The organism is Mycobacterium sp., assembly GCF_049281135.1.
Classification (GTDB): Bacteria; Actinomycetota; Actinomycetes; order Mycobacteriales; family Mycobacteriaceae; genus Mycobacterium.
Window position 1 is genome coordinate 1 of the sequence record NZ_JBAPRN010000411.1, and the last position, 19,780, is coordinate 19,780.

Genomic DNA, 19,780 nt, shown 5'->3' on the forward strand with positions numbered 1-19,780 from the left:
GATGTAGCCGAGCACGCGGGCACGTTGGGCCGCGCTGACCAACGGCCCGATCTGGGTGGCCTTGTCCAGCGGATCGCCAACGCGCAGCCCGCGGACTGTGTCGGTGACCGCGTCGACGATCTCGGCATAGCGCGACCGCGGCGCCAGGATGCGGGTACTGGCATGGCAGGTCTGGCCGTTATTGGGCAGACAGATGTCGGGCAGCGCAGCAACAAAGGCGTCCAATTCGGCGTCGTCGGCGACGATCGCCGCGGACTTGCCGCCAAGCTCCAGCGTGACCGGCCGTAGCAGCCGCCCGCAGATTTCGCCGATCACCCGTCCGGCGGCGGTCGAGCCGGTGAACGCGACCTTGTCGACCCCGGGATGCGAGATCAGCGCGGCACCTGCCTCGCGGCCGCCTGGGATCACGTTGAGCACGCCGGCTGGCAATCCGGCCTCGATCGCGGCATCCGCCCACGCGAAGGCGTCCAGCGCTGTCTCCGGCGGCGGCTTGAGCACCACGCTGCAGCCGGCGGCCAGCGCTGGGGCGATCTTCATCGCCGCCAGGCTCATGGGGTAGTTCCACGGGATCACCGCCGCGATCACCCCGACGGGTTCGCGGCGGACATTGACCTGCGAAAGCGTGCCGGCCCGCACGTCTTCGTCGTCAATGTGTTCGGCCAGTCCGGCGTAGTAGTTCAGCGCGATGGACGGAAAGAAGCCATTGGCGCCCAGGGAAAGTCGGCGCGGCATACCGTTTTCGCGGCTGACCAGAGCGGCGGTGTCCTTGGCGCGCGCCTGCAGCGACGTGGCCATCGCGCGCATCACCTCAGCGCGCTGGGCCCCCGGTGTGGCCCCCCATGGACCGCGGAGCGCCACTGCTGCGGCGCTCACCGCAGCGTCAACGTCGGCGGTGCCCGCCAACGCCGCGCTGCCCAATACCTTGCCGGTGGCCGCTTCGAGCACCTCAGTGGTGCTTGTCGGAGCGGACGCGGGCACCCAGGCGCCGGCTACGAAGAACGCATCCCTATCCAGGCTGATGTCGTTGATAGTCAAGGGTGTCATGTCCTTTCACTGTGCGGGCTGACCCCCGGTGGGCGAATGTGCCCTTCCTCCAATGCTTCCCAATAGCCGTCGTCGGGGCCAATGCCACCGGTGATTCGCGGGATGTGAAAGCCGTACTGCACGCCCGGTCAGCTGAACAGCGCCGCGGTCGGTGCGTCGAGGTTGATGGTCTTCAGCTCGTAGTAGGCCTGCACGGCTTCGGGGCCGGTGTCGCGGCCGATGCCGGAGTTCTTCACCCCGCCAAAGGGTGCTTCGCTGTTGTAGACAAAGGCATTGACGCTGAAGGTGCCCGTGTGCACCCGGCGTGCGACCTCCGCGGCACGCTGGGGGTCGGCGGTGAACACCCCACCGTGCAGCCCGTAATCGGAGTCGTTGGCGATCGCGATGGCCTGATCGAGGGTGTCGTAGCGCAGCACCGACGCCACCGGCCCGAAGATCTCCTCACGGCAGATTCGCATGGAGTTATCGGCGCCGGTGAATACGGTGGGCTGGACATAGAAGCCCTTCTCCAGGTCGGGAGGGACCCCACCGCCGGTGGCAACGACAGCGCCTTCGTCCCGTCCGGCATCGAGGTAAGACACCACCCGTTCGCGCTGACGCGCCGAAACCAGCGGGCCCATGGTAGTGGCGGGGTCGAACGGATCGCCCACGACGAAGGATTCGGCGGTGGCCACCAGGGCCGCGGTGAATTCGTCGTAGCGCTTCGTCGGCAGCAGCACCCGACTGTAGGCCGCGCACACTTGGCCGGTATTGAAAAAGCAGCCCATCGCCAGCCCGGTCATGGTCGTTTCCAGGTCGGCGTCATCGAGAACGATTGCTGCCGACTTGCCGCCGAGCTCAAGCTGCAGCCGTTTGAAATCGCCGCCGCATTGTCGGCCGATCTCGCGGCCTGCGGCAGTGGACCCGGTGAAGCTGACCTTATCGATCCCGGGGTGGGCCACCAGCGTCGCACCGGCTTCCCGACCGCCCGTGACCAGGTTGAAAACTCCGGCGGGCAGGCCTGCCTGGGTGAGAGCCTCGGCGATAAAGAAGGCGTCAAGCGGGGTCTCTGGTGCGGGTTTGTAGACGACGCTGCAGCCGGTCACCAGGGCCGGGAAGATCTTGGTAATCGCCAAATTGAACGGGCCGTTCCACGGTGCGATCGACGCGACGACACCCACCGGCTCCTTGACGACCGCGGCGGCACCCAGCTGGGTCTGTCTGACTTCGCTGACCGGATCGGCCTGCGCAACCTGCAGAAAGTAGCGTCCGGTCTCCAGCGCACCAGGGATCTGTACCCCGGCAATGCTGGTCGGCAGACCCATTTCTGAGGTCACGACCGTACTGATCTCATCGATGTGTGACCCGAGCAGCTCCAGCGCACGTTCGAGTACCTCGACCCGCTCGGACACGCCCATCGCGCGCCATATCCCTCGGTCAAACGCACCACGGGCGGCCCGCACCGCCACGTCGACGTCCTCGGCACCGACGTCGGGCACCTGCGCGATGACCTCTTCGGTCGACGGGCACACGACACCGATCCGTGCCTTCGACGCGGGTTTGCGCCACTCGCCGCCCACGAGTAGCTCCTCATGCACGTTCACATCGACTCCTTCCGCCGCTTGCTACGCCGGATCACGCGACCGCCGTTCGGTGGCCGGCTCGAATTCTCTCTGCTAGAACGAAATTGGATCCCATGGGCCAGTTACGCTGTCGACGTCTCAGGAGTGAAGCGAGTGTGCAATCGCAGCACGCCGCGCACTTGCGCCGTGTTCGATATCGACGGTCGGTCGGGATCGGGTTCGATATCGGGCAGCCGACGCAGCAGCTCCTCGAAGGCAATACGCAACACGACGCGCGCCAGATGAGAGCCCAGGCATCGATGCGGTCCGGTGCCAAATGACAGGTGGCGGTTCGGCGTGCGGGTCACTTCCATGTCGTCGGGGTTGTCGAACTCTCGTCCGTCACGGTTGGCGCCGGCGAGCATGACCAACATCTGATCGCCGCCGCGCAGCCGCACCCCACCCAGTTCGGTGTCATGGACCACCCGCCGTCCCGGGGAGACCGCTGCCTCCACGCGCAGCACTTCTTCCATTGCGGCGGGAATCAAAGCGGGATTTTCCACAAGCGCGGTCCGCTGCCCAGGGTGGGCCGCCAGATGCATAATGCCCCAGGCCAGCGATCCCTGGGTGGTGTGCAAACCGGCGATGAGCAGCAGCATGAAGATGTTGCACAACTCCTCGTCAGTGAGCCGGCGCAGCTCGCCGTCAATCTCTATGTCGCTGTTGATGATCGATGCTGTCACATCGGACGCATCAGCTGACCCGGTGCGCCGATCGGCGATCACGGCGGCGAAGTAGTCCATCATCCGGCCGGCAGCTTCGGCCCGGGCGGCCATGGAATCCTCCTCGCTGGCGCCTGGTATGCCATGCAGTGTGGTGTCGGTGGCCTCGGTGAACATGGGCGCGTCCCGCAGCGGCCAGCCCATCAGCGCCAAGAACATCCGCGCCGGCAGCTCGTGGGCGAATTCGGCGATGAACTCCGCCGACCCGCGAGCGGCGAACCCGTCGATCAGCTCGGTCACAATGGCGCGGATCCGCGGTTCTAGCGCGTTCATGCGGTGCGGATTGAAAAGCGGTTGCAGCGCGTGCCGGAATGCCGTGTGTATAGGCGGGTCGTACTCGAGCGGGATGAACTTGCCAAAGCCGTGCGGAACCAGGTTATTGGGGTAGCTGGAGAACCGGGCGGGGTCGCGCAGCACCTCAGCAACATCCTTGTACCGGGTTACGATCCAATGGCCTCCGTAGGCAGGGGAATAGACCACCGGACCCACCGCTGCCAGCGTCAAAACCCGTTGCTGGAAAACGTCTTTCGGCGCGGCGAGCGTGGGATCGTAAACGTCGAAGTCGACAATGAGGTCCGCTGGGACTGCGTTGGTGGTCGTGGTCATAACCAAGCTCGCTCCTGCCATACCCATTGTTCTGCTGAGCAGGGGCTGCCCCAGTGGCCCGCGTAAAGCGCCCGCGCCGCCGAACCGATTGTCGCTCAGGCCCAATGTCGTTAACTTATGGTCCTAGGTAAACCGTGTCAAGCATCACTTACCCACTCAACCGGCTGCGCGCACGCCATCGCCATGGCTGCCCGGCTTCTTTGTTTGTCCAGCGGGATGGTGTAAACCTAGTGAAGGTAGATAATTGGCTACACTCTTTGACGTGACGGATCGCAAGGAGGGCGCGGCGATGACCAAGGCTTTGACGGCGCCGGACGAACGTATCTGGAAGCTGCTCGACCACCTGAAAAACGGCACCACAGAGGAATTCGGCCAGGTGGTCGCCGTGCAGCCCAGGGAATTTACCAATCCAGCCATCGCAGCGCGTGAACGCGAGTTGGTGTTTGGCAGAGTGCCATCGATTGTCTGCCACGGTTCCGAGATACCGCGCCCAGGCGACTTCCTCACCCTGCAGATGCCTCGCAACAAGGTCATCGTGGTGCGCCAGAGCGACGGCGGAGTGAAGTCGTTTGTCAACCACTGCCGACACCGCGGCGCGCTCCTCGAGGAGCAGGAACGAGGTAGCTGCCGGTTGTTCTCGTGCGGTTACCATCGCTGGTCTTACAACCCGGACGGCTCGCTACGCGCGGTGACGCGTGACAATACCTTCGGCGAGGTGGACCCTGCCCAGCACGGCCTGATCGAGTTGCCCACCCAGGAACGCCACGGGCTGGTGTGGATGGTCGATGAGGCTTCCGCCTCTATCGACGTCGCCGCCTGGCTGGGCGAGGCCGTCAACGAGATGCTGGCCGGCTATCAGATTGATCGGCTCATCACCTTCCGCAGCGCGGGTTATGACGAGCCCGTCAACTGGAAAATCATGCAGGACGCCTTCATTGACAACTACCACATCCAATACGCACATCCCAATTCGGCAGGGAAGCACGTCTACACCAACGTGCAAACCGTCGAGGACTACGGCCGTCACGCCCGCATGACCACCCCCCGCAAGTCGATCGACCGAGTGCTGGATGACAATCCGTCGATCGAGCTTCTGACCAAACACGTCATCGACGGCCATTTCCTGTTGCCCAACAGCACTTTGCTTCGCCAGACTACTCATTTCGAGCTGTTGACCTTCCGGCCTCATCCCACCGAGGCCGGCCGTTGCCGCATGGAGATGCGAATGTTGGTGCCCAGCGTCGAGGATTCAGGGATGGATGAGGCGCGTTGGCAACGGCTTTGGGCGAAGAACTGGGACATCCTGCAAGCCGTTCTCTACGACGAAGACTTCCCGCTGCTGCGGGGATCCCAGGCGGCCATGGAAAGCGCGAATGCGGGACCAATGCTGCTGGGGCGCAATGAATTGGTGAACCACATATTCCGCCGAGAGTTGCATAAGCTCACTTCGTGACGAACGCTGACGGGACTAGCGCCCACAACTCCGGGTTTCCGCCTTCGGGCACCCACGACTTGAGCGGTATGACAGTTGTCGTCACCGGGGGCAATAACGGCATTGGCGCTGCCCTGGCCCGAGGCGTGGGGCTGGCCGGGGCATCGGTGGCGATCTGGGCCCGAAACGACGAGCGCAACCGAGCGATGGTGGCGTCGTTGCGCGCCGAGGGGTTTGAAGCCTGGTCGGTGGTCTGCGATGTCGCCGCCGAAGACGATGTCGAGCAGGCGATGGACGCCACCCTTCAGCGCTACGGCCGCGTCGACAGCCTGTTCGCCAACGCCGGTATTGCCGACACCACTCCCTATGTGGACACCACCTTGGCCGACTGGCAGCGCGTCTTGCGAACCAATTTGGACGGCAGCTTCCTGACTACGCGCGCGGCCGCACGGCACATGGTCGACAACGGTGCCGGGTCGATCGTCGTGGTGTCGTCGACGGTGTCGCGTTACGGTGCCGCCCGGCAGGCGTCGTACGCCACGACCAAAAGTGGTCTGGTCGGCTTGGGCCGAACCTTGGCCGTGGAGCTGGCCCGTCACGGCATCCGGGTCAACATCCTGATACCGGGGTGGACGACCACGGCGATGACCGAGAAGTCGCATGCCAACGCGAAGTTCTTGCAAGCCACAACTGCACGAACTCCGTTGCGCCGCTGGGCAACTGCCGATGACTACTACGCCGTCGCATCGTTTCTGGCACACCCGAGTCTAACCTTCCACACCGGCAATGAAGTCGTCGTCGATGGCGGCTACACCATCTTCTGACCTGCCGTACCAGGGATTTGGAGGTCACAACGTTCCATGAAGGCGTCCGAAAGCGTACTTGACCTGTTCCGAATCGCCGGACGTGAGGTCAATCTGTTCGGTGCCTATTGGGCGGCCCCGGCCTGCGCCGGGGTGATGGGCAGCGGGTCGAGCATCATCAACGTCTCCAGCGTGCTCGGGCTCGTCAAATCCGAACTGCCGCAAGCAGCATATGCGGCTAGCAAATCCGGGCTCATCGGTCTGACCAGGGACCTGTCCAATGAGCGGGCCGCCCGCAAAGGTATTCGTGTCAACGCCGTCGCGCCAGGATTCGTCGAGACCGACATGATCGGCGAAATGTCAGCCGAAAACTTGGGTCGCTTCCTGTCCGGGTGTTCGCTGGGACGGGTCGCCACCCAACGCGAGATCGACGCCGTGGTCGTATTTTTGGCCAGCCCGGCGTCCAGCTACATCACCGGCTCCACCATTGCGGTCGACGGCGGCACCTCGGGTCATTGAGGACCGTCGCGGAGCCTACTCTTGTTGCTCCGGTCCAAAGCCTTTCAAGCGACGGCGCGATCTCTCTCGTTCACGGCGTCCAGCGCCTCGAGGTCAACCACCGCTGCGGCGATACGTCGAACCGTCTCGTAGGAGACGTCCGCGGGCTGCATCTCGGGCTGCACCCGGCTACGGCCGACGGTCCCGATCCACATCCACAGTGCGTTCAGCATCTGCTGGCGGTAGGCGAGATAGGCCTCATCGGCAGCGGGCGGCTCGACGCCGGCCTCGGTGAGCCGCTCACCGTGGCGGGCTACTAGGTCACGTTCCCAATTGCGGCGGTCTGCGACGGTCAGATGTGATGCCAGGGCGTAGGCGATGTCACGCGCCCAACCGCCGCGCACCGAGCACTGCCAATCGTAGAGACCCATCGTGCCGTCGGCCGCGACGTACCAGTTGCCCGGATGGACATCGCCATGCAGGAACGTCATCGGCCCGGCGGTGTTGATCCGCAGTGAGCGCATCAACGCGGGATGCACCTCAGTTCTCCGTGCATACAGTTCTGGCGGGATAACGTCGCGGCTGCGTTCGAGCCCGATCGCCATTCGCTGCGGCGCGTTGATGGTCACATTCAACGTGTCCATCCACTCATATGACGTCGGCAGCCAGGAGCCGAACCTCGCGCCCAGTGGGTGATTCCAAAACGCGGCGTGCAGGGCGGCGAGCGTATCGATGAGCTGCTCGGCCTGTTCGCGGGTCAGGACTCGTTCCAAAATGGTCGCGAATGTCGCGCCACGGGTCACCCTGACGTCGTCGACGATCAACAGCTGACGGTGATTTCGCGCGTCGTAGGCCGAATAGCGGGTCGTTGGCGCTTCGATGTTCAGCGACGGACGCACTAGGGAGTAGAAGTTGGATTCAATCAGACCCAGAGACGCCGCCGCCGCAATGAGGCGCGTCTTCAGCGTCGGAGAGGATTTGGTGAACAGGAACTCCGGTAGACCGGCTGTGACGCCGTCGTCGTTATAGTCCACGCTCAGCGTCCTTCGCGCGGACGTGCCGTCGTTACGCGGTCCGAGATGGTGGTCGAGGACCCGGGCGCCCGGCACTGCGTCGCACAATGCACGGGTGAGCCATTCATTGGTCAGGTGCTCGGGCGACGGCGGAACCTCCCGCAGCGTCGTCGGGCGAGGCGTAATCAATCGTTCTCGGGCGATGTGGTATGTCACAGATCCGGCGAGGCCGGCGAGCTGCGCCTGATTCGCCATCAATTCACAAGATAGTCGTCGTTCGCCGGCGAAGATGGGCATCGTTGCTCCTGTCGAGAACCTGAATCAAATTGGTATGCCTTGGACTTCCCTGCGGGGCCCATGTGCGCGGCAGGGCCACTAATTAGTGAACGCTAATTCCAACCGGCACCAAGCTAGCAACTTAGTGGTCACTTTGGCAAACGCGATTTTATCCGCGCCGTCGTTTGTCCGGCGGAAGCCGGTGCGCGACGCCGTGCAGGATCATGTTCGTCAGCTCCGCGATCAAGCGCTTGCGGCCAGGACGTCGTGCACCGGTGGAGAACAGCATGTCGTCGAGGACTGCCACGCCGACCACCATTCCGGCGGAGGCAGCAATCGACACCGGTGTATCGATCCCATAATCACCCGCTGGCGCTTGGAGTTCTGGTGCTTTCTGCATCGCCTGGAACGCATCGGCGACGTGGTCGAGAATGTCGCCGTCCGGGTTTCGACCGTTGATGCTTCGGAGCAGCATCGAGGACAGGAGCAGGACCTTGTTCTCCTGCGCGAGATCGAAAAGCTCTCGGACAAAGACCTCGACACGCGCCTCGGTGGTGAGTGCCTGCTCGCGCCAGGACGCCTCGTAGCGCTCGACAAGCTCTTTGAACGGAGCGACCACGGCGGCTTCGAACAGCCCGGCCTTGCTTCCGAAGTTGCTGAAAAGCACGGGCTCTGAGACTCCGGAGACGGTGCAGATCTCCTTCGTGGTGGTGGCGTCGAAGCCCTTCGCGGCGAAGAGCTGGCTTGCTGCCGAGAGCAGCAGTGCCCGGACTTCTTCTGTGCCCCGGCGGAGGTTCGGTGCGGACTTTATCGCCATGACCCCACTTTATCGCCCTTGCCAAGTGACTACTAAATTGCTAGTTTAGTGCACACTAATTTGACTTAGTAGCCACTAAGCAGTTTGTACTCGGCAAGGGAGCATCAGATGAACTCCGCAGCGCACATCAGCACCGTCGTCGGTTTGGACTTGACTGAGGCGTGCGATATCGCCGTCGTCGGCGGTAAGGGCGCCAATCTTGGCCAGCTGGCACAGGCCGGCTACGCCGTCCCGCCGGCCTTCGTGGTGACGACGCACGCCTACGATGTGGCCTACCGAAACGAGAAGAGTCGCAACCGGATCCGTGCGCTGCTCGCGACGATCGACTACGAGGACGTCGCCATCCTCGAGGCGCGCACCGCAGAGATCCGCGAGCTCGTCTGCGGCGCAAAGATGCCGCCGTCGATCGCGACCACGATCGCGGAGGCCTATCGGCGTCTCGGCCCGAATGCATACGTTGCGGTGCGCTCATCGGGCACCGCAGAGGATCTCGATGGGACCTCGTTCGCGGGTCTGCACGACACCTATCTCGACGTAGTCGGCGAGGAGTCCGTCATCGACGCGGTGAAACGATGCTGGGCATCGTTGTGGTCGGCACGCGCTGTCCAGTATCGCCAACACAACGGGTTTGACCATCTCGCGGTCGGCCTCGCCGTCGTCGTGCAGCAGATGATCGAGTCGGAAACCTCCGGCGTCATGTTCACCGCCAATCCGCGAACCGCGGCGACCGACGAGACGGTTATCAATGCCAGCTGGGGCCTGGGTGAGGCTGTTGTCCAGGGCATCGTCACCCCGGACGAGTTCACCGTGAAAGCTGGCCCGCTGCGCATCGACGATGCCGAGGTGATGGGGTCACGCCACGTGCTCGAGCGTTCGTTGGGCAGCAAGCAGCAACAGTTTATCCGCAACCCCGAGACCGGCCACGGCACCGTCGTCGACGACGTCCGCCCCGACAGGCGCGGACAGTTCTGCCTGACCGACGACCAAGTTATCGATCTCGCCGCCCTGGGCGCACGCGTCACCCGGCACTACGGTGGCTGGCCGCAGGACATCGAATGGGCTTTCGCCGGCGGCCAGTTGTATCTGCTGCAGTCACGGCCGATTACGGGCGTGGAGTTCAGCTGGGACGCCGACGTCAACGCCTGGCAACCGGTGCCCGACGACCCGTTCGGCATCCGCTCCCGCGGATGGGCGGACGAGGCCTGGACGGGGGCGATCACCCCGCTGATGTTCAGCTGGCGTGGACACACCTGGAATCTGTTTTTCTGGGACGGCGCCGACCACATCGGCAGAAGCGACCTGCGCAAGCATCCAGTCGTTCGCTACCACAAGGGGACCGTCTACTTCGATTGCTTGTTTGAGCGCCAGTTCTACTGCGACGAGGCCCTTCCCGCCACGCGCGCATATGGCCTCGGCAAGTTGCCCGAAGCCTGGCACGAAGACATCATGAAGACCAGATTCGGCAAACTCGACTTCATCAAGCAGTACGTCGGCATGTTCGTGCGCGACCCCGCCAAGTTCGGGACCGGAAACCTCAAGCTGCTCAAGCAACATCTCGACGGCAAGACCGTCCGCGGATTGCCGGCCGAAGGCCTGCCGGACGATGAGATCCACACGTTCACCGACGCCGAGCTGGAAGCCTACGTCGACCGCGTCATCGCCTACGACCAAGTCTTCTGTGTCGACCTGTCCTTCCCCGGGTTCATGTACATCCTGCGCGACGCTATGGCCGGCCTATCGGCGATCATCGAGCACTGGTACGACGGCGACAACACCGCGGTTTTCACCCAACTCGTTACCGGCACCCCGACGCTGACCGCCTCCTTGCAGGAGAACGTCGAGTTGGCCGAGATCGCCCAGGAGATCCGCACGTCCTCGGACCTGACGCGGTCCTTCGAGCAGGGCACTGATTTCTTCGAGGATTTGGAGGACGGCAGCAGCGTCAAGTCTCTTGTCGACGCGTTCCTGGCAAAGAGCGGGCACCGCGGCCACGCGGACCGCGACATATACTTTCCGCGCTACGCCGACGACCCGAAGGTGCTACACCGCGCGCTCGCTGCACACCTGCGATCCATTGACACCACCGCAGAGATGCACGAGCGCAACAGCGCTACCCGCGAGGCCGCATACTCAGACGTCCTGACGAACCTGCGGCGCAAGCCTTTTGGCGCGCTGCGGGCGGAGGCGTTCAAGTTCCTTCACGACTTCGTCATGCAGTACCTCGAAGCGCGCGATAACGAGCGCCACCACATCGACAAGAACACCTATGCCAACCGCCGAGCGTTCCTTGAGGTAGGGCGCCGGCTGCTCGAGCGTGGCCAGATCAACGAAGAGCGCGACGTCTTCTTCCTCACCCGCGGCGAAGTCTTCGACCTCCTCCGCCAGGGCAAACCAAACCATTTGAGCGCCTGGAAGATCGAGGGGCGTAAGCGCAACTTCGATCGCTTCAATCAAAAGGACGTCACGCTGCCGAAGTTTCTTCAGCGCGAGCACGGACACATCGAAATTCCGCAGGCGCGGCGCGACGACGATGGAAACGGCGTCCTGCGCGGCATCCCGACCAGCGCGGGCGAGATTACTGCGACCGCCCGCGTTGTCAAGAGCCTCGACGAGATCGGAACTGCGAAGAAGGGCGAGATCTTGGTCGCCAACAGCACAGACCCCGGCTGGACGCCGGTGTTTGCCGTCCTCTCCGGCGTCATCGTCGAGACGGGCGGGCTGCTCTCACACAGCGGGTGTTTGGCCCGCGAGTACGGATTTCCGGCCGCGCAAGTCGAGAACGCCATCCAACTCATCCCGGACGGGGCCACCGTGCGGCTTGACGGCAACACCGGCACCGTCTACGTGATCGACACCCCGGAGCCCGTGCTCGAAGGTCTCGAGGCCACCTGTGTGCTGGCCTAGCCAATTCGGTTCGAGCTGACCGACCATGGATCCCGACGCCAATCCGCCCGTGCCCGCGGACGGTTGGAGTGAGACACGCTTCTTCGCCTGCTTCGATCACGACTCGGGCGCGGGCCCGTTCGTGCACGCCGGTCGCTGCATGACCCAGCTCGACCTGTGGTGGGTCCACCTCGTGGCCTACTTGCCGGACGGGCGGTTGGCCGTGGAGCGCATCTTCGGTCGCCCAACCCGAACCGATCTTGACTTCGCGGGTCTGGACTGGCGCAACGACTCCAGCTTCCGCACGTGGCACTGCAGCTACGACGGCGCTGCCGGTCTCGGCCACCAACGCCAACGACAACCTGATCGGGTCGACCACGCCCGCGACGACCTGATCGTGTTCGCCGAATGTCCCGTCCGCGCAACGGCTTCCGACAGCAGCGTAGGGTACGGCCATCTCGAGCGCAGCGCCCGGCGGGAAGCTTTGCAGCCGGACTATGAATCCGGGTAGCCAGCGCACATCGCGTCCTAATCAGATCCTCAGGAAAGCAAGGATGGTGCAATTACCGCTGACCGATCCGACCGAGGGGTCCAGTGAGCCGGGGCGGTTCTGGACGGTGGCGAACACCTCCGAGGCGTGTCCTGAGGTGATGACGCCGTTCTGCTGGACGTTTTGGCGCCGGATCAATCAGTTCAGCGTCCGGCAGGCGTGGTACGACTTCGGCCTGATCGCCAAGAGCCAGATCCCCATCGAACCGGACCCCAACCTCCTGATGTCGGGCTGCTTCTACGGTCGCCAGGCGATCAACATCGACGCCGTCCGTGCGGTGCTGGCGCTGGCGCCGGGCACCTCGCCCGATGACTTCGAACGCGACGCCTTCGGTGCGGTGCGGCCCGACGCGCCGCCGGTCAAGGAGTCCAGGCGGCGATATCCTGCTGTCGCCTTCCGGTTACCGCAGGCCGTGCTGCGCCAGCGGCGACGGATCCAGTCGCTGCACGACGAGCAGGCTCAGTGGTGGCGCGCCGAGGTGCTCAGCGGTCGGGCGACCATGTCACCGCGACAACTGCTGATCGAGTCCGAGCGACGCTATCAGCGTGCTATGCGTCTGCACCTGTATTCGCGTACAAATCTGCTGCCGGCGGTGCAGGGTCAGCTGACCACGCTGGCGACGTCGGTGTGTGGACCGGACCTGGCGAGCCGCCTGCTCAGCGGCTCGGGCCGGACGGCCGAGACCCAGATCGCTCACGACATGTGGGCGCTGTCCCGTGGACAGCTCACCCGGTCAGAGTTCCTGGCGCGGCACGGATTTCACGGTCCGGCCGAAGGCAATCCGGTATCCCGATCCTGGCGCGAGGACGCGACGCCGCTGGACTCGTTGCTGGCCTCCTACTCCAAACGCCCCGACAGCGATGCGCCGTATGCGCGCGAGAAGACGACCGCTCGCGGGCATCAGAAGGCGGTGCAGGAGTTAATGGCCGCGCTGAGCCCGGCGCGCCGCGTGCTCGCCCGCGTCCTGCTCTCGGCCTTCCGAGCGCAGGTGCGCTACCTGGGGCTGGGCAAGGCGGCCTTCCTGATGGGGCTCGACGGTGCCCGCGCCGGTGTCCGAGGAATGGGCGCCGAGCTGGTGGCTGCCGGTATTACCGACGACCCCGACGACGCGTTCTACTTCACGTTCGACGAACTACTCGGGCCGGTGCCGGAGAATTTCGCCGAACTGGTGGCCTTCCGCCGGGCGCGGCGCATCCAGTATCAGCAGTGGGAGCTGCCCGTCACCTGGCATGGCATGCCCACTCCGATCAAGACCCAAAGCCACTGTGAAACCAGAGATCTCGTCGTCGGGTCACCGGGCAGCGGCGGTACGGCCGAGGGCCGCGTCCTCGTCGTCCACGATCCCGTCGACAGCGACGACCTCGAGGCGGGCGATGTTCTGGTATGCCGGTTCACCGATCCGAGCTGGGCGGCGCTGTTCCCGTTGGCGGCCGCTGTGGTGATCGACATCGGCGGACCGGCCAGCCACGGCGCGGTGGTCGCACGGGAACTCGGGATCCCCTGCGTCATCGGCACCGGCGACGGCAGCCGCGCACTGCAGACCGGTGACGTCGTTCGGGTGGACGGCACCGCTGGGATGGTCACCGTGCTCAAGCGGAAGGCCACCGCACAGGCGACGTGACCGGACCTGCGACCGTCGACGGTATGCGGAAAGTGCCTTGCCTCATCTGCATCACACGTGTCCTGTGCACATCGGCATCGGTGCATGAACGACCGTGTGTGTCGGGCCTGACGGTCCAGGTCCAAGACCCGACTTGGCTCAAGTTAGTGCGTAGGTCAGCGTGGATCTGGATTAGGGTGGGGCCAGATCGTCGGGTAGCGCGTCGGCGGAGTTGCGGGTTTGGTTGTCGGCTTTGATTATCACGATCCGATAGCAGCGGGTATCGCGAACGAATTTCGCTGTGCCTCAGCCCGTTAGGGCTTAGCTACGGTGCTGGTAATGACCGGCTCCGATAGCCAACCTAGTTGTTTGTTGGTGGTGGCTGTGGATGGAAGGGTTGGTACCACCACCAGTCGGCGCGCTCGCCGGTGGGCCCCAGGCATGGCGGGACAGCGGGCGGGGGTTGGGTGGGTGGGCGTGCCAGCGATCCTGCGCTGAGTCGTCGACCGCAGCTGTCGGTGATGCAGAGGTTGGGTGCGGGTCCGGTGATGGTGATGACGCCCCGGTGGTGCAACCGATGGTGATAAGGGCAGACCAACACCAGGTTGAACAACTCGGTCAGACCACCGTCTTCCCAGTGCCGGATGTGGTGTGCGTGCAGACCGCGGGTGGCCCCACAGCCGGGAACCGCGCAGGTGGGATGGCGGTGCTCGAGCGCACGGCGAAGCCGCCGGTTGATCACGCGGCTCGCCCGACCGGATCCGATGACTTCGCCGCCACGTTCAAACCAGACTTCACACGTGGCGTCACACGTCAGGTATCGGCGTTCGGCGTCGGTGAGCAGCGGGCCCAGATGCAGCGCGGCGGCGCGCTGCTCAACATCGACGTGCACCACCACCGTGGTGTGCTGCCCGTGTGGCCGGCGCGCCGCCTCATCGTCCCATCCAGCCTGGACCAGGCGCATAAACGCCTCGACGGTGGTCGGCAACGGGGAACAATTCTCTGATGTGCGGTCGCTAGTGCCGTGATCCTGCTTCCACTCGGCGAACAGCGCATCACGATGAGACGCCAGTGCCGCGTCGAACTTCGCCGCGTCCTCGTGGGGAAGTGTGATCCGCCAACAGCTGAACTCCTCGCCAGAGGTCTTGGTGATCGAGGGCTGCGGCTGCGGCCGCGAATCGGGTTCGGGTCGCGGTTCCAGCTTGACCGCGGTGCGCAGCTGATTGACCGTGGCGCAGCGCGCCAGCTGCGCGTAATGCTCATCGGAACCCTCGCCCGCCCGTGCGGCCACGACGCCGACCTGATCCAGCGACAGTCGACCCTCCCGCAGGCCCGCAACGCAGCGGGGAAACTCCTCGAGCCGGCTCGCCACGGTGGCGATCGTGTGGGCATTTCCCGATGACCAGCCCAGCTTCCAGGCCACCAACGCCGCCACCGACCGCGCACCCGTAGCCCCGCAGAGCTCGTCGCGATCCAGCTCGGCGACGATCTCAACGATGCGCCCATCAATTGCATTGCGCTGGCCGGCCAACTCCGCCAACTCCTCGAACAACACCTCAACACGCTCAGCAGGGCTCACCGCCACGGGCGCTGGTGCAGTCGAGGACATAACGTCATCCTTGCAGCCGGGTACGACAAGTTGCCACTGGCGATCCGCGCCCAGGTGTTGCCGTCATCATCTGCTCAGCGACACAACCTCATTGGCTGCCAGACGCGTCCCACGCGGCCTTCAGCACGGCCAGCGCCGCCCCTAGAGCAGCCCGCATAAAACATCCTTCGGGTACGTGTTACGCCGATTCATCTGACTCCGATGTGATGACTTCGATCAGTCCGCCAGGTACGCCGAGCTTGCGAAGTCGGTCACGTTTCGACCGTGGCGGGCGGAGACTGGGTCGGCCCCTCACTCCGGCGAGATCCTCATCTGCAACAGCACCGATCCCGGCTGGACACCCGTCTTCCACATTGTCAGCGGCATCGTCGGCGAGACCGGCGGCATGCTCGCCCACTTTTCCTGCCTGTCCCGCGAATACGGCCTGCCTGCCGTCCAACCCGAAGGCGCACTCAAGCTCGTGCCAGACGTAGCCACGATCACCATCAACGGCGACACCGGCGTCGTCACGATCCTGCCCGACACCAACACCGAGCCGGCACCATCCGAACTCGCCACCGCCGACAGCTGACCATGCCCGCCGAACGCCCCCAGCGTCCGGCGCCCGCTGCGGCTCAAATCGAGATGGGCGGAAACCAGGGCGCCGCTTGATTGAAGATGGTGTGAGTCGGGCGTCCCTGCGGGTCAGGGCGCGTCTTAGGCCTGCGCCCATGTGGGGGATTCCAAATCCTGCGATGCGGTCGCGGCGATCTCCCGAGACAGGTTGCGGTGGACGGTAATCGTCAACGACAGAATCCAGACAAGGAATCCGGTGAGCGGTATATAGAGACCCACAAGTCCGGTCCAGGCGAACGGGCCATGCTTGAAGAACAGGACCAGACCGGCCGGGATAATGAGCAGTGCTACCCACAAGTTCAAATATCCAAGCCAGTGCGGAAGCACCGGATCGCCGCTGCGGTCGATCAGAACCGCAGCGCCGATGGCAAGAAGCTGTATCCACACCGACCAAATTACGGTCATGAAGAGGATCCAGCCGACGTCATGGAGTGCTCGGGTGACGTCGGCGGCGCGGTCGTCGTATCGATAGCTGGCCGCCATCCAGATGCCGATCGGCGTGATGAATTCCACCGACAGCAGCGCGCATGAAACCATCTGCGTGTCCGCGAGAGCCTTGGCTCCTTCAATCCGCTTGAGTTGCCCCGAGATCGCAACCGCCCACGGAACGAGCAGAGCCGAGCCGGCCATAGAAATCACCATCCCCAGCTTGATGGCGTTTGTGTGGTCCTTATACAGCGCGACGATATCTGCCGCACTCGCCGTTGGGGCCGACGGTGGAATGTATCCAGCAATAAAGAGGAAGGCGCCAAGCCAGAGGACAATCATCGCCGGACCTGTCCAGATCAAGACCCGCTGAACTCTTGCTTCCATCACGACCTCTCTAACCTGTTGTTGACAATGTTCACAGCCAAAGATGTTGAGGATATTGCAACTACGCAAAGATAAAACACTCCCAACAGCAGCGAGCACACAATGACGCAGTACGCTTCGAAGAGTCCGCGCAAGACATTCGGCGCCTCCCGCAACTCCATGAAATACATGCCGACCAGGCGAACTTTGATGAAAGCGATCAGCAAGATGATCACGCTTGCCAGCTGGTGACGGTGCATACCGTGCTGAGTCACGAGCGCCCAGGACACCCCGGTTGCGGTTCGTTCGTCAAATGCTTCTACGGTCTGGCCTCGGAGCACAAAGAGTTATTTCGCACGCTCGTCGCTGCCCGCGTCAATGGCGGTGAGCCAACACTGGCCGAGGTTGCTAAGCGGGTGAGCAGCAAACTCGCGGACAACCCGCGCACCGTCCAGTTGGTGCTACAGGAGCACGGTGCCGCGCGGCATTTCCGTGAACTGGATGCCCCGGTGACTGTCGCCGTGTCCGTCGGCTCGGTGCTGTCGCTTGTGTTGCTCGACGACTGGCTTTTTCCGTCGGATCAGCGCCGTCCAGGGAGGAGCCGCCAGATCGAAGAAACGGTGCAGATGCTGCTATACGGAGTGACCGGCCGCTGATCTGCGAGCGTTTACGACGGCCAGGTATCTACCACGCCGGCTTAGGTCACAGGCATAAACGCAGGCAGCACAAACGTTTTCAACAGTAGCCGGGTGCTGGGATCGTCGCTGCCGGTAACGTCGTGGTGCCCGACCAAAGTAAACTGCACCACCGCCAGCCACTCGCCGACGGCCACTATGTCCAAGTCCGAACGGATTTCGCCGCGTTCGGTTGCCCGGCGGAGCACGGGCTCCCACATCTCGGCCGTCAATTCGGCGGCTAGTGCAGATCCGTTGACGATTGGGCTTGTCACATCGAGGTATTCGGGACCTACCAGGGTCCGCACGATCGGATCCCTGCGGCCGTGGTCGATAAGATACAACAGCCCTTCGACGAGTTGTTCGGCGAAGGACTCGAACCCGAGGATGTAGTCGCGGGCTCGATCGAACAGCATCCGCGCGCGCCGCTCGATCAACGCGCCCAACAGGTTATCGCGGTCGCCGAAGTAACGGTACACGGTAGGCCGGGAGACGCCGGCTTGCTTGCCGATGTCGTCCATCGTGGTTTTCGAGACGCCGTAGCGCGCAATCACGATCTCGGCAGCGGCCAAGATCTGGCGGCGTGCCTCAGCGGCGTCGCCGCTGAGAACGCTGCTGTTGGTGTGCCTCCCGATCCTGCCCTGCCGGGCGGGGCTACTGAATAATCCCGGCTGTGACAGCACGCCCGCGTGGGGCCGGGCCTCACCTCGCGCGGGTAAATCGTTGGCCGATATCATGATATTCCTCCCGGACGGCCCGTTTGGCGATCTTGCCGCTGGGCTGCCGCGGCAGCGGTTCCGACCTCAGCACCACATAGCGTGGCACCTTGTAGTCGGCCAGCAGTTGTTCGCAGTGCGCAATGACCGCGGCCTCGTCGAGACCCTTGGCTTCAGGTGACACCGTGATGATCGCGGCGGGAGTCTCGCCGAAGCGCGGGTCGGCCGCGGCGATGACCGCGACCTCGGCTACGCCGTCAAGGCTTGCGATGGCCGCCTCCAACTCCACCGGTGAGATGTTGATTCCGCCGGAAATGATCAGGTCTTTGATGCGGTCGACGAAGGTAACGCGCCCCTGCGCGTCGCGTGTTCCCACATCGCCGCTGTGCAGCCAGCCGTCACGAATCGCGGAGGCGGTGGACTGCGGATCGTCCCAATACCCCGGGGTGACGCCGGGGCCGCGCACCACGATCTCGCCGTGCTGACCCGGTGGGACCTGCGACCCATCGTCGCCCATCACCGCCACTTCGGTGAAGATCGAGCCGATGCCGCACGAGTCGGGGTGGGCCAGCGCGTCGGTTTTCTGCGTGGCGGTGGCGACGCCTCCGGCCTCGGTCATTCCGTAGATCTGGCGCAGCAACACCCCTTTGTCGGCCCAGCGCTTCAGGAGGTCCGTCGGCACGGCGGCGCCACCGACGATCGCGGTCTGCAGCGAGCTCAGATCGGCATCTTCGAATTCATCTGCGCGAGAAATGGACTCGAAGATCAGCGGAACTCCGAAGATCGCGCGCACCGAGTGCTGTTGGATCAGGTTTACCGCGCGGGACGGATTGAGTTCGGGCTCGACGACGAGGGTTCCGCCCAGCACCGCGGTGATCAGTAGTCCGTACACCAGGCCCGGGGTGAATGCCAGCGGCAACACCAGCAACGTTACCGTGCCCGGCCGGAAACCCTCCTCGGTCAGGGTGTTCTCCAGCACGATGGCCAGCAAGGTGTTGCTAGTCAGGATGACACCTTTGGACAGGCCGGTGGACCCGCTGGTGAAGATCACCGCGATCGGCTCCTCGGCGGCACGGTCGACGCGGAAATCGTCCGGATCACCGGTCCGCTGCGCGTCGACGCTGTCAAAAGACAGCACTGCGAATTCGCGGCCGGCCTGACGTGCCTCGTGCGCGATCGTGGTATGGGAGGGCGCGGCGATCAGCAGGCTGAGCCCGGCGTCGTCGGCGATCTTGCGGATCTCGCCGGGCTTCAGGCGGGCATTGACGGGCACCAGCACCGCCCCGGCCTTCATGATCGCCAGCGCCGCCACCGGCCACTGAAGTGCGTTGGGCGCCAGCAGGCCGACGCGGTCACCGGGCTTTACGCCATCCCCGGCCAGTTGCCGGGCCAACCGCCCGGACCAGTCGTGCAGTTGCCGATAGCTGAGCTGGCCGGATCCGAGGACGATCGCGGGCTGGTCGCCCTTGGTTCGTGCCCACCAGTGCAGTGCGGACCCGACTGTCGCGGCCATATTCTTCCTCGATTCT

Annotated in this window: 17 protein-coding genes and 1 pseudogene; 8 read left to right on the plus strand and 10 right to left on the minus strand. The window is 64.2% G+C overall.

Annotation, left to right across the window (positions count from 1 at the left end):
- The 3 genes from WAN02_RS16630 to WAN02_RS16640 all read right to left on the minus strand — a co-directional run.
- Window positions 1-1,044 (minus strand): aldehyde dehydrogenase family protein (locus WAN02_RS16630; protein ID WP_422265316.1); only part of this gene is annotated, 1,044 nt, incomplete at its 3' end.
- Window positions 1,045-1,172: 128 nt separating this feature from the next.
- Window positions 1,173-2,627, minus strand: a complete 1,455-nt coding sequence (locus tag WAN02_RS16635; RefSeq protein ID WP_422265317.1) for an aldehyde dehydrogenase — start codon at window positions 2,625-2,627, stop codon at window positions 1,173-1,175.
- Between the two features lie 101 nt (window positions 2,628-2,728).
- Window positions 2,729-3,973, minus strand: coding sequence for a cytochrome P450 (locus WAN02_RS16640; protein WP_422265318.1), 1,245 nt, complete (start codon window positions 3,971-3,973; stop codon window positions 2,729-2,731).
- Between the two features lie 289 nt (window positions 3,974-4,262).
- On the opposite strand from WAN02_RS16640, the gene WAN02_RS16645 reads away from it, so the two are divergent.
- The 3 genes and pseudogenes from WAN02_RS16645 to WAN02_RS16655 form a co-directional block, all read left to right on the plus strand.
- Window positions 4,263-5,426 carry an aromatic ring-hydroxylating oxygenase subunit alpha gene (locus tag WAN02_RS16645; protein WP_422265338.1) on the plus strand — a complete coding sequence of 388 codons (1,164 nt, stop codon included), beginning with the start codon at window positions 4,263-4,265 and terminating at the stop codon, window positions 5,424-5,426.
- Entirely contained in the window at window positions 5,423-6,229 is an 807-nt protein-coding gene (locus WAN02_RS16650; RefSeq protein WP_422265319.1) for an SDR family NAD(P)-dependent oxidoreductase, read from the plus strand. The genes WAN02_RS16645 and WAN02_RS16650 overlap by 4 nt, the downstream gene beginning before the upstream one ends.
- An 84-nt stretch (window positions 6,230-6,313) precedes the next feature.
- Window positions 6,314-6,727 (plus strand): annotated as a pseudogene (locus tag WAN02_RS16655) (SDR family NAD(P)-dependent oxidoreductase); the annotation flags it as partial.
- 44 nt (window positions 6,728-6,771) lie between these two features.
- Here WAN02_RS16655 and WAN02_RS16660 read toward each other — a convergent pair.
- Together WAN02_RS16660 and WAN02_RS16665 are read right to left on the minus strand one after the other, a co-directional pair.
- Window positions 6,772-7,974, minus strand: coding sequence for an aminoglycoside phosphotransferase family protein (locus tag WAN02_RS16660; RefSeq protein WP_422265320.1), 1,203 nt, complete (start codon window positions 7,972-7,974; stop codon window positions 6,772-6,774).
- A gap of 190 nt (window positions 7,975-8,164) precedes the next feature.
- Window positions 8,165-8,812 carry a TetR/AcrR family transcriptional regulator gene (locus tag WAN02_RS16665; RefSeq protein ID WP_422265321.1) on the minus strand — a complete coding sequence of 216 codons (648 nt, stop codon included), beginning with the start codon at window positions 8,810-8,812 and terminating at the stop codon, window positions 8,165-8,167.
- A gap of 108 nt (window positions 8,813-8,920) precedes the next feature.
- Here WAN02_RS16665 and WAN02_RS16670 point away from each other — a divergent pair, with 108 nt between their 5' ends.
- The 3 genes from WAN02_RS16670 to WAN02_RS16680 are packed head-to-tail and all read left to right on the plus strand — an operon-like array spanning window position 8,921 to window position 13,866.
- Window positions 8,921-11,716 (plus strand): PEP/pyruvate-binding domain-containing protein, encoded by a 2,796-nt coding sequence (locus tag WAN02_RS16670; RefSeq protein ID WP_422265322.1) that lies wholly within the window; start codon window positions 8,921-8,923, stop codon window positions 11,714-11,716.
- Between the two features lie 25 nt (window positions 11,717-11,741).
- Complete coding sequence (locus WAN02_RS16675) at window positions 11,742-12,206, plus strand: hypothetical protein (protein WP_422265323.1); 465 nt, start codon at window positions 11,742-11,744, stop codon at window positions 12,204-12,206.
- Window positions 12,207-12,249: 43 nt separating this feature from the next.
- Window positions 12,250-13,866, plus strand: coding sequence for a PEP-utilizing enzyme (locus WAN02_RS16680; RefSeq protein WP_422265324.1), 1,617 nt, complete (start codon window positions 12,250-12,252; stop codon window positions 13,864-13,866).
- Between the two features lie 340 nt (window positions 13,867-14,206).
- On the opposite strand, the gene WAN02_RS16685 is transcribed toward WAN02_RS16680, so the two are convergent.
- Window positions 14,207-15,454, minus strand: a complete 1,248-nt coding sequence (locus WAN02_RS16685) for an HNH endonuclease signature motif containing protein (protein ID WP_422265325.1) — start codon at window positions 15,452-15,454, stop codon at window positions 14,207-14,209.
- Window positions 15,455-15,758: 304 nt separating this feature from the next.
- On the opposite strand from WAN02_RS16685, the gene WAN02_RS16690 reads away from it, so the two are divergent.
- A complete protein-coding gene (locus WAN02_RS16690) occupies window positions 15,759-16,025 on the plus strand; it encodes a PEP-utilizing enzyme (protein ID WP_422265339.1) in 267 nt (88 codons plus the stop codon).
- A gap of 125 nt (window positions 16,026-16,150) precedes the next feature.
- On the opposite strand, the gene WAN02_RS16695 is transcribed toward WAN02_RS16690, so the two are convergent.
- Complete coding sequence (locus WAN02_RS16695) at window positions 16,151-16,981, minus strand: hypothetical protein (RefSeq protein WP_422265326.1); 831 nt, start codon at window positions 16,979-16,981, stop codon at window positions 16,151-16,153.
- Window positions 16,882-17,121 carry a cytochrome C oxidase subunit IV family protein gene (locus WAN02_RS16700; protein WP_422265340.1) on the minus strand — a complete coding sequence of 80 codons (240 nt, stop codon included), beginning with the start codon at window positions 17,119-17,121 and terminating at the stop codon, window positions 16,882-16,884. The genes WAN02_RS16695 and WAN02_RS16700 overlap by 100 nt, the downstream gene beginning before the upstream one ends.
- Before the next feature lie 3 nt (window positions 17,122-17,124).
- Here WAN02_RS16700 and WAN02_RS16705 point away from each other — a divergent pair, with 3 nt between their 5' ends.
- Window positions 17,125-17,517, plus strand: a complete 393-nt coding sequence (locus WAN02_RS16705) for a hypothetical protein (protein ID WP_422265327.1) — start codon at window positions 17,125-17,127, stop codon at window positions 17,515-17,517.
- Between the two features lie 41 nt (window positions 17,518-17,558).
- Here WAN02_RS16705 and WAN02_RS16710 read toward each other — a convergent pair whose 3' ends face one another.
- On the minus strand, window positions 17,559-18,170 hold the full coding sequence (locus WAN02_RS16710) for a TetR/AcrR family transcriptional regulator (protein WP_422265341.1): 612 nt from the start codon (window positions 18,168-18,170) through the stop codon (window positions 17,559-17,561).
- Between the two features lie 67 nt (window positions 18,171-18,237).
- Window positions 18,238-19,764, minus strand: a complete 1,527-nt coding sequence (locus WAN02_RS16715; protein WP_422265328.1) for a class I adenylate-forming enzyme family protein — start codon at window positions 19,762-19,764, stop codon at window positions 18,238-18,240.
- Window positions 19,765-19,780: the final 16 nt, after the last annotated feature.

Bases quoted from the DNA above. Each gene is read 5' to 3' on its own strand.
- WAN02_RS16640 (WP_422265318.1), bottom strand. From the start codon at position 3,973: ATGACCACGACCACCAACGCAGTCCCAGCGGACCTCATTGTCGACTTC.
- WAN02_RS16645 (WP_422265338.1), top strand. From the start codon at position 4,263: ATGACCAAGGCTTTGACGGCGCCGGACGAACGTATCTGGAAGCTGCTC.
- WAN02_RS16660 (WP_422265320.1), bottom strand. From the start codon at position 7,974: ATGGCGAATCAGGCGCAGCTCGCCGGCCTCGCCGGATCTGTGACATAC.
- WAN02_RS16665 (WP_422265321.1), bottom strand. From the start codon at position 8,812: ATGGCGATAAAGTCCGCACCGAACCTCCGCCGGGGCACAGAAGAAGTC.
- WAN02_RS16670 (WP_422265322.1), top strand. From the start codon at position 8,921: ATGAACTCCGCAGCGCACATCAGCACCGTCGTCGGTTTGGACTTGACT.
- WAN02_RS16675 (WP_422265323.1), top strand. From the start codon at position 11,742: ATGGATCCCGACGCCAATCCGCCCGTGCCCGCGGACGGTTGGAGTGAG.
- WAN02_RS16680 (WP_422265324.1), top strand. From the start codon at position 12,250: ATGGTGCAATTACCGCTGACCGATCCGACCGAGGGGTCCAGTGAGCCG.
- WAN02_RS16685 (WP_422265325.1), bottom strand. From the start codon at position 15,454: ATGTCCTCGACTGCACCAGCGCCCGTGGCGGTGAGCCCTGCTGAGCGT.
- WAN02_RS16700 (WP_422265340.1), bottom strand. From the start codon at position 17,121: ATGCACCGTCACCAGCTGGCAAGCGTGATCATCTTGCTGATCGCTTTC.
- WAN02_RS16715 (WP_422265328.1), bottom strand. From the start codon at position 19,764: ATGGCCGCGACAGTCGGGTCCGCACTGCACTGGTGGGCACGAACCAAG.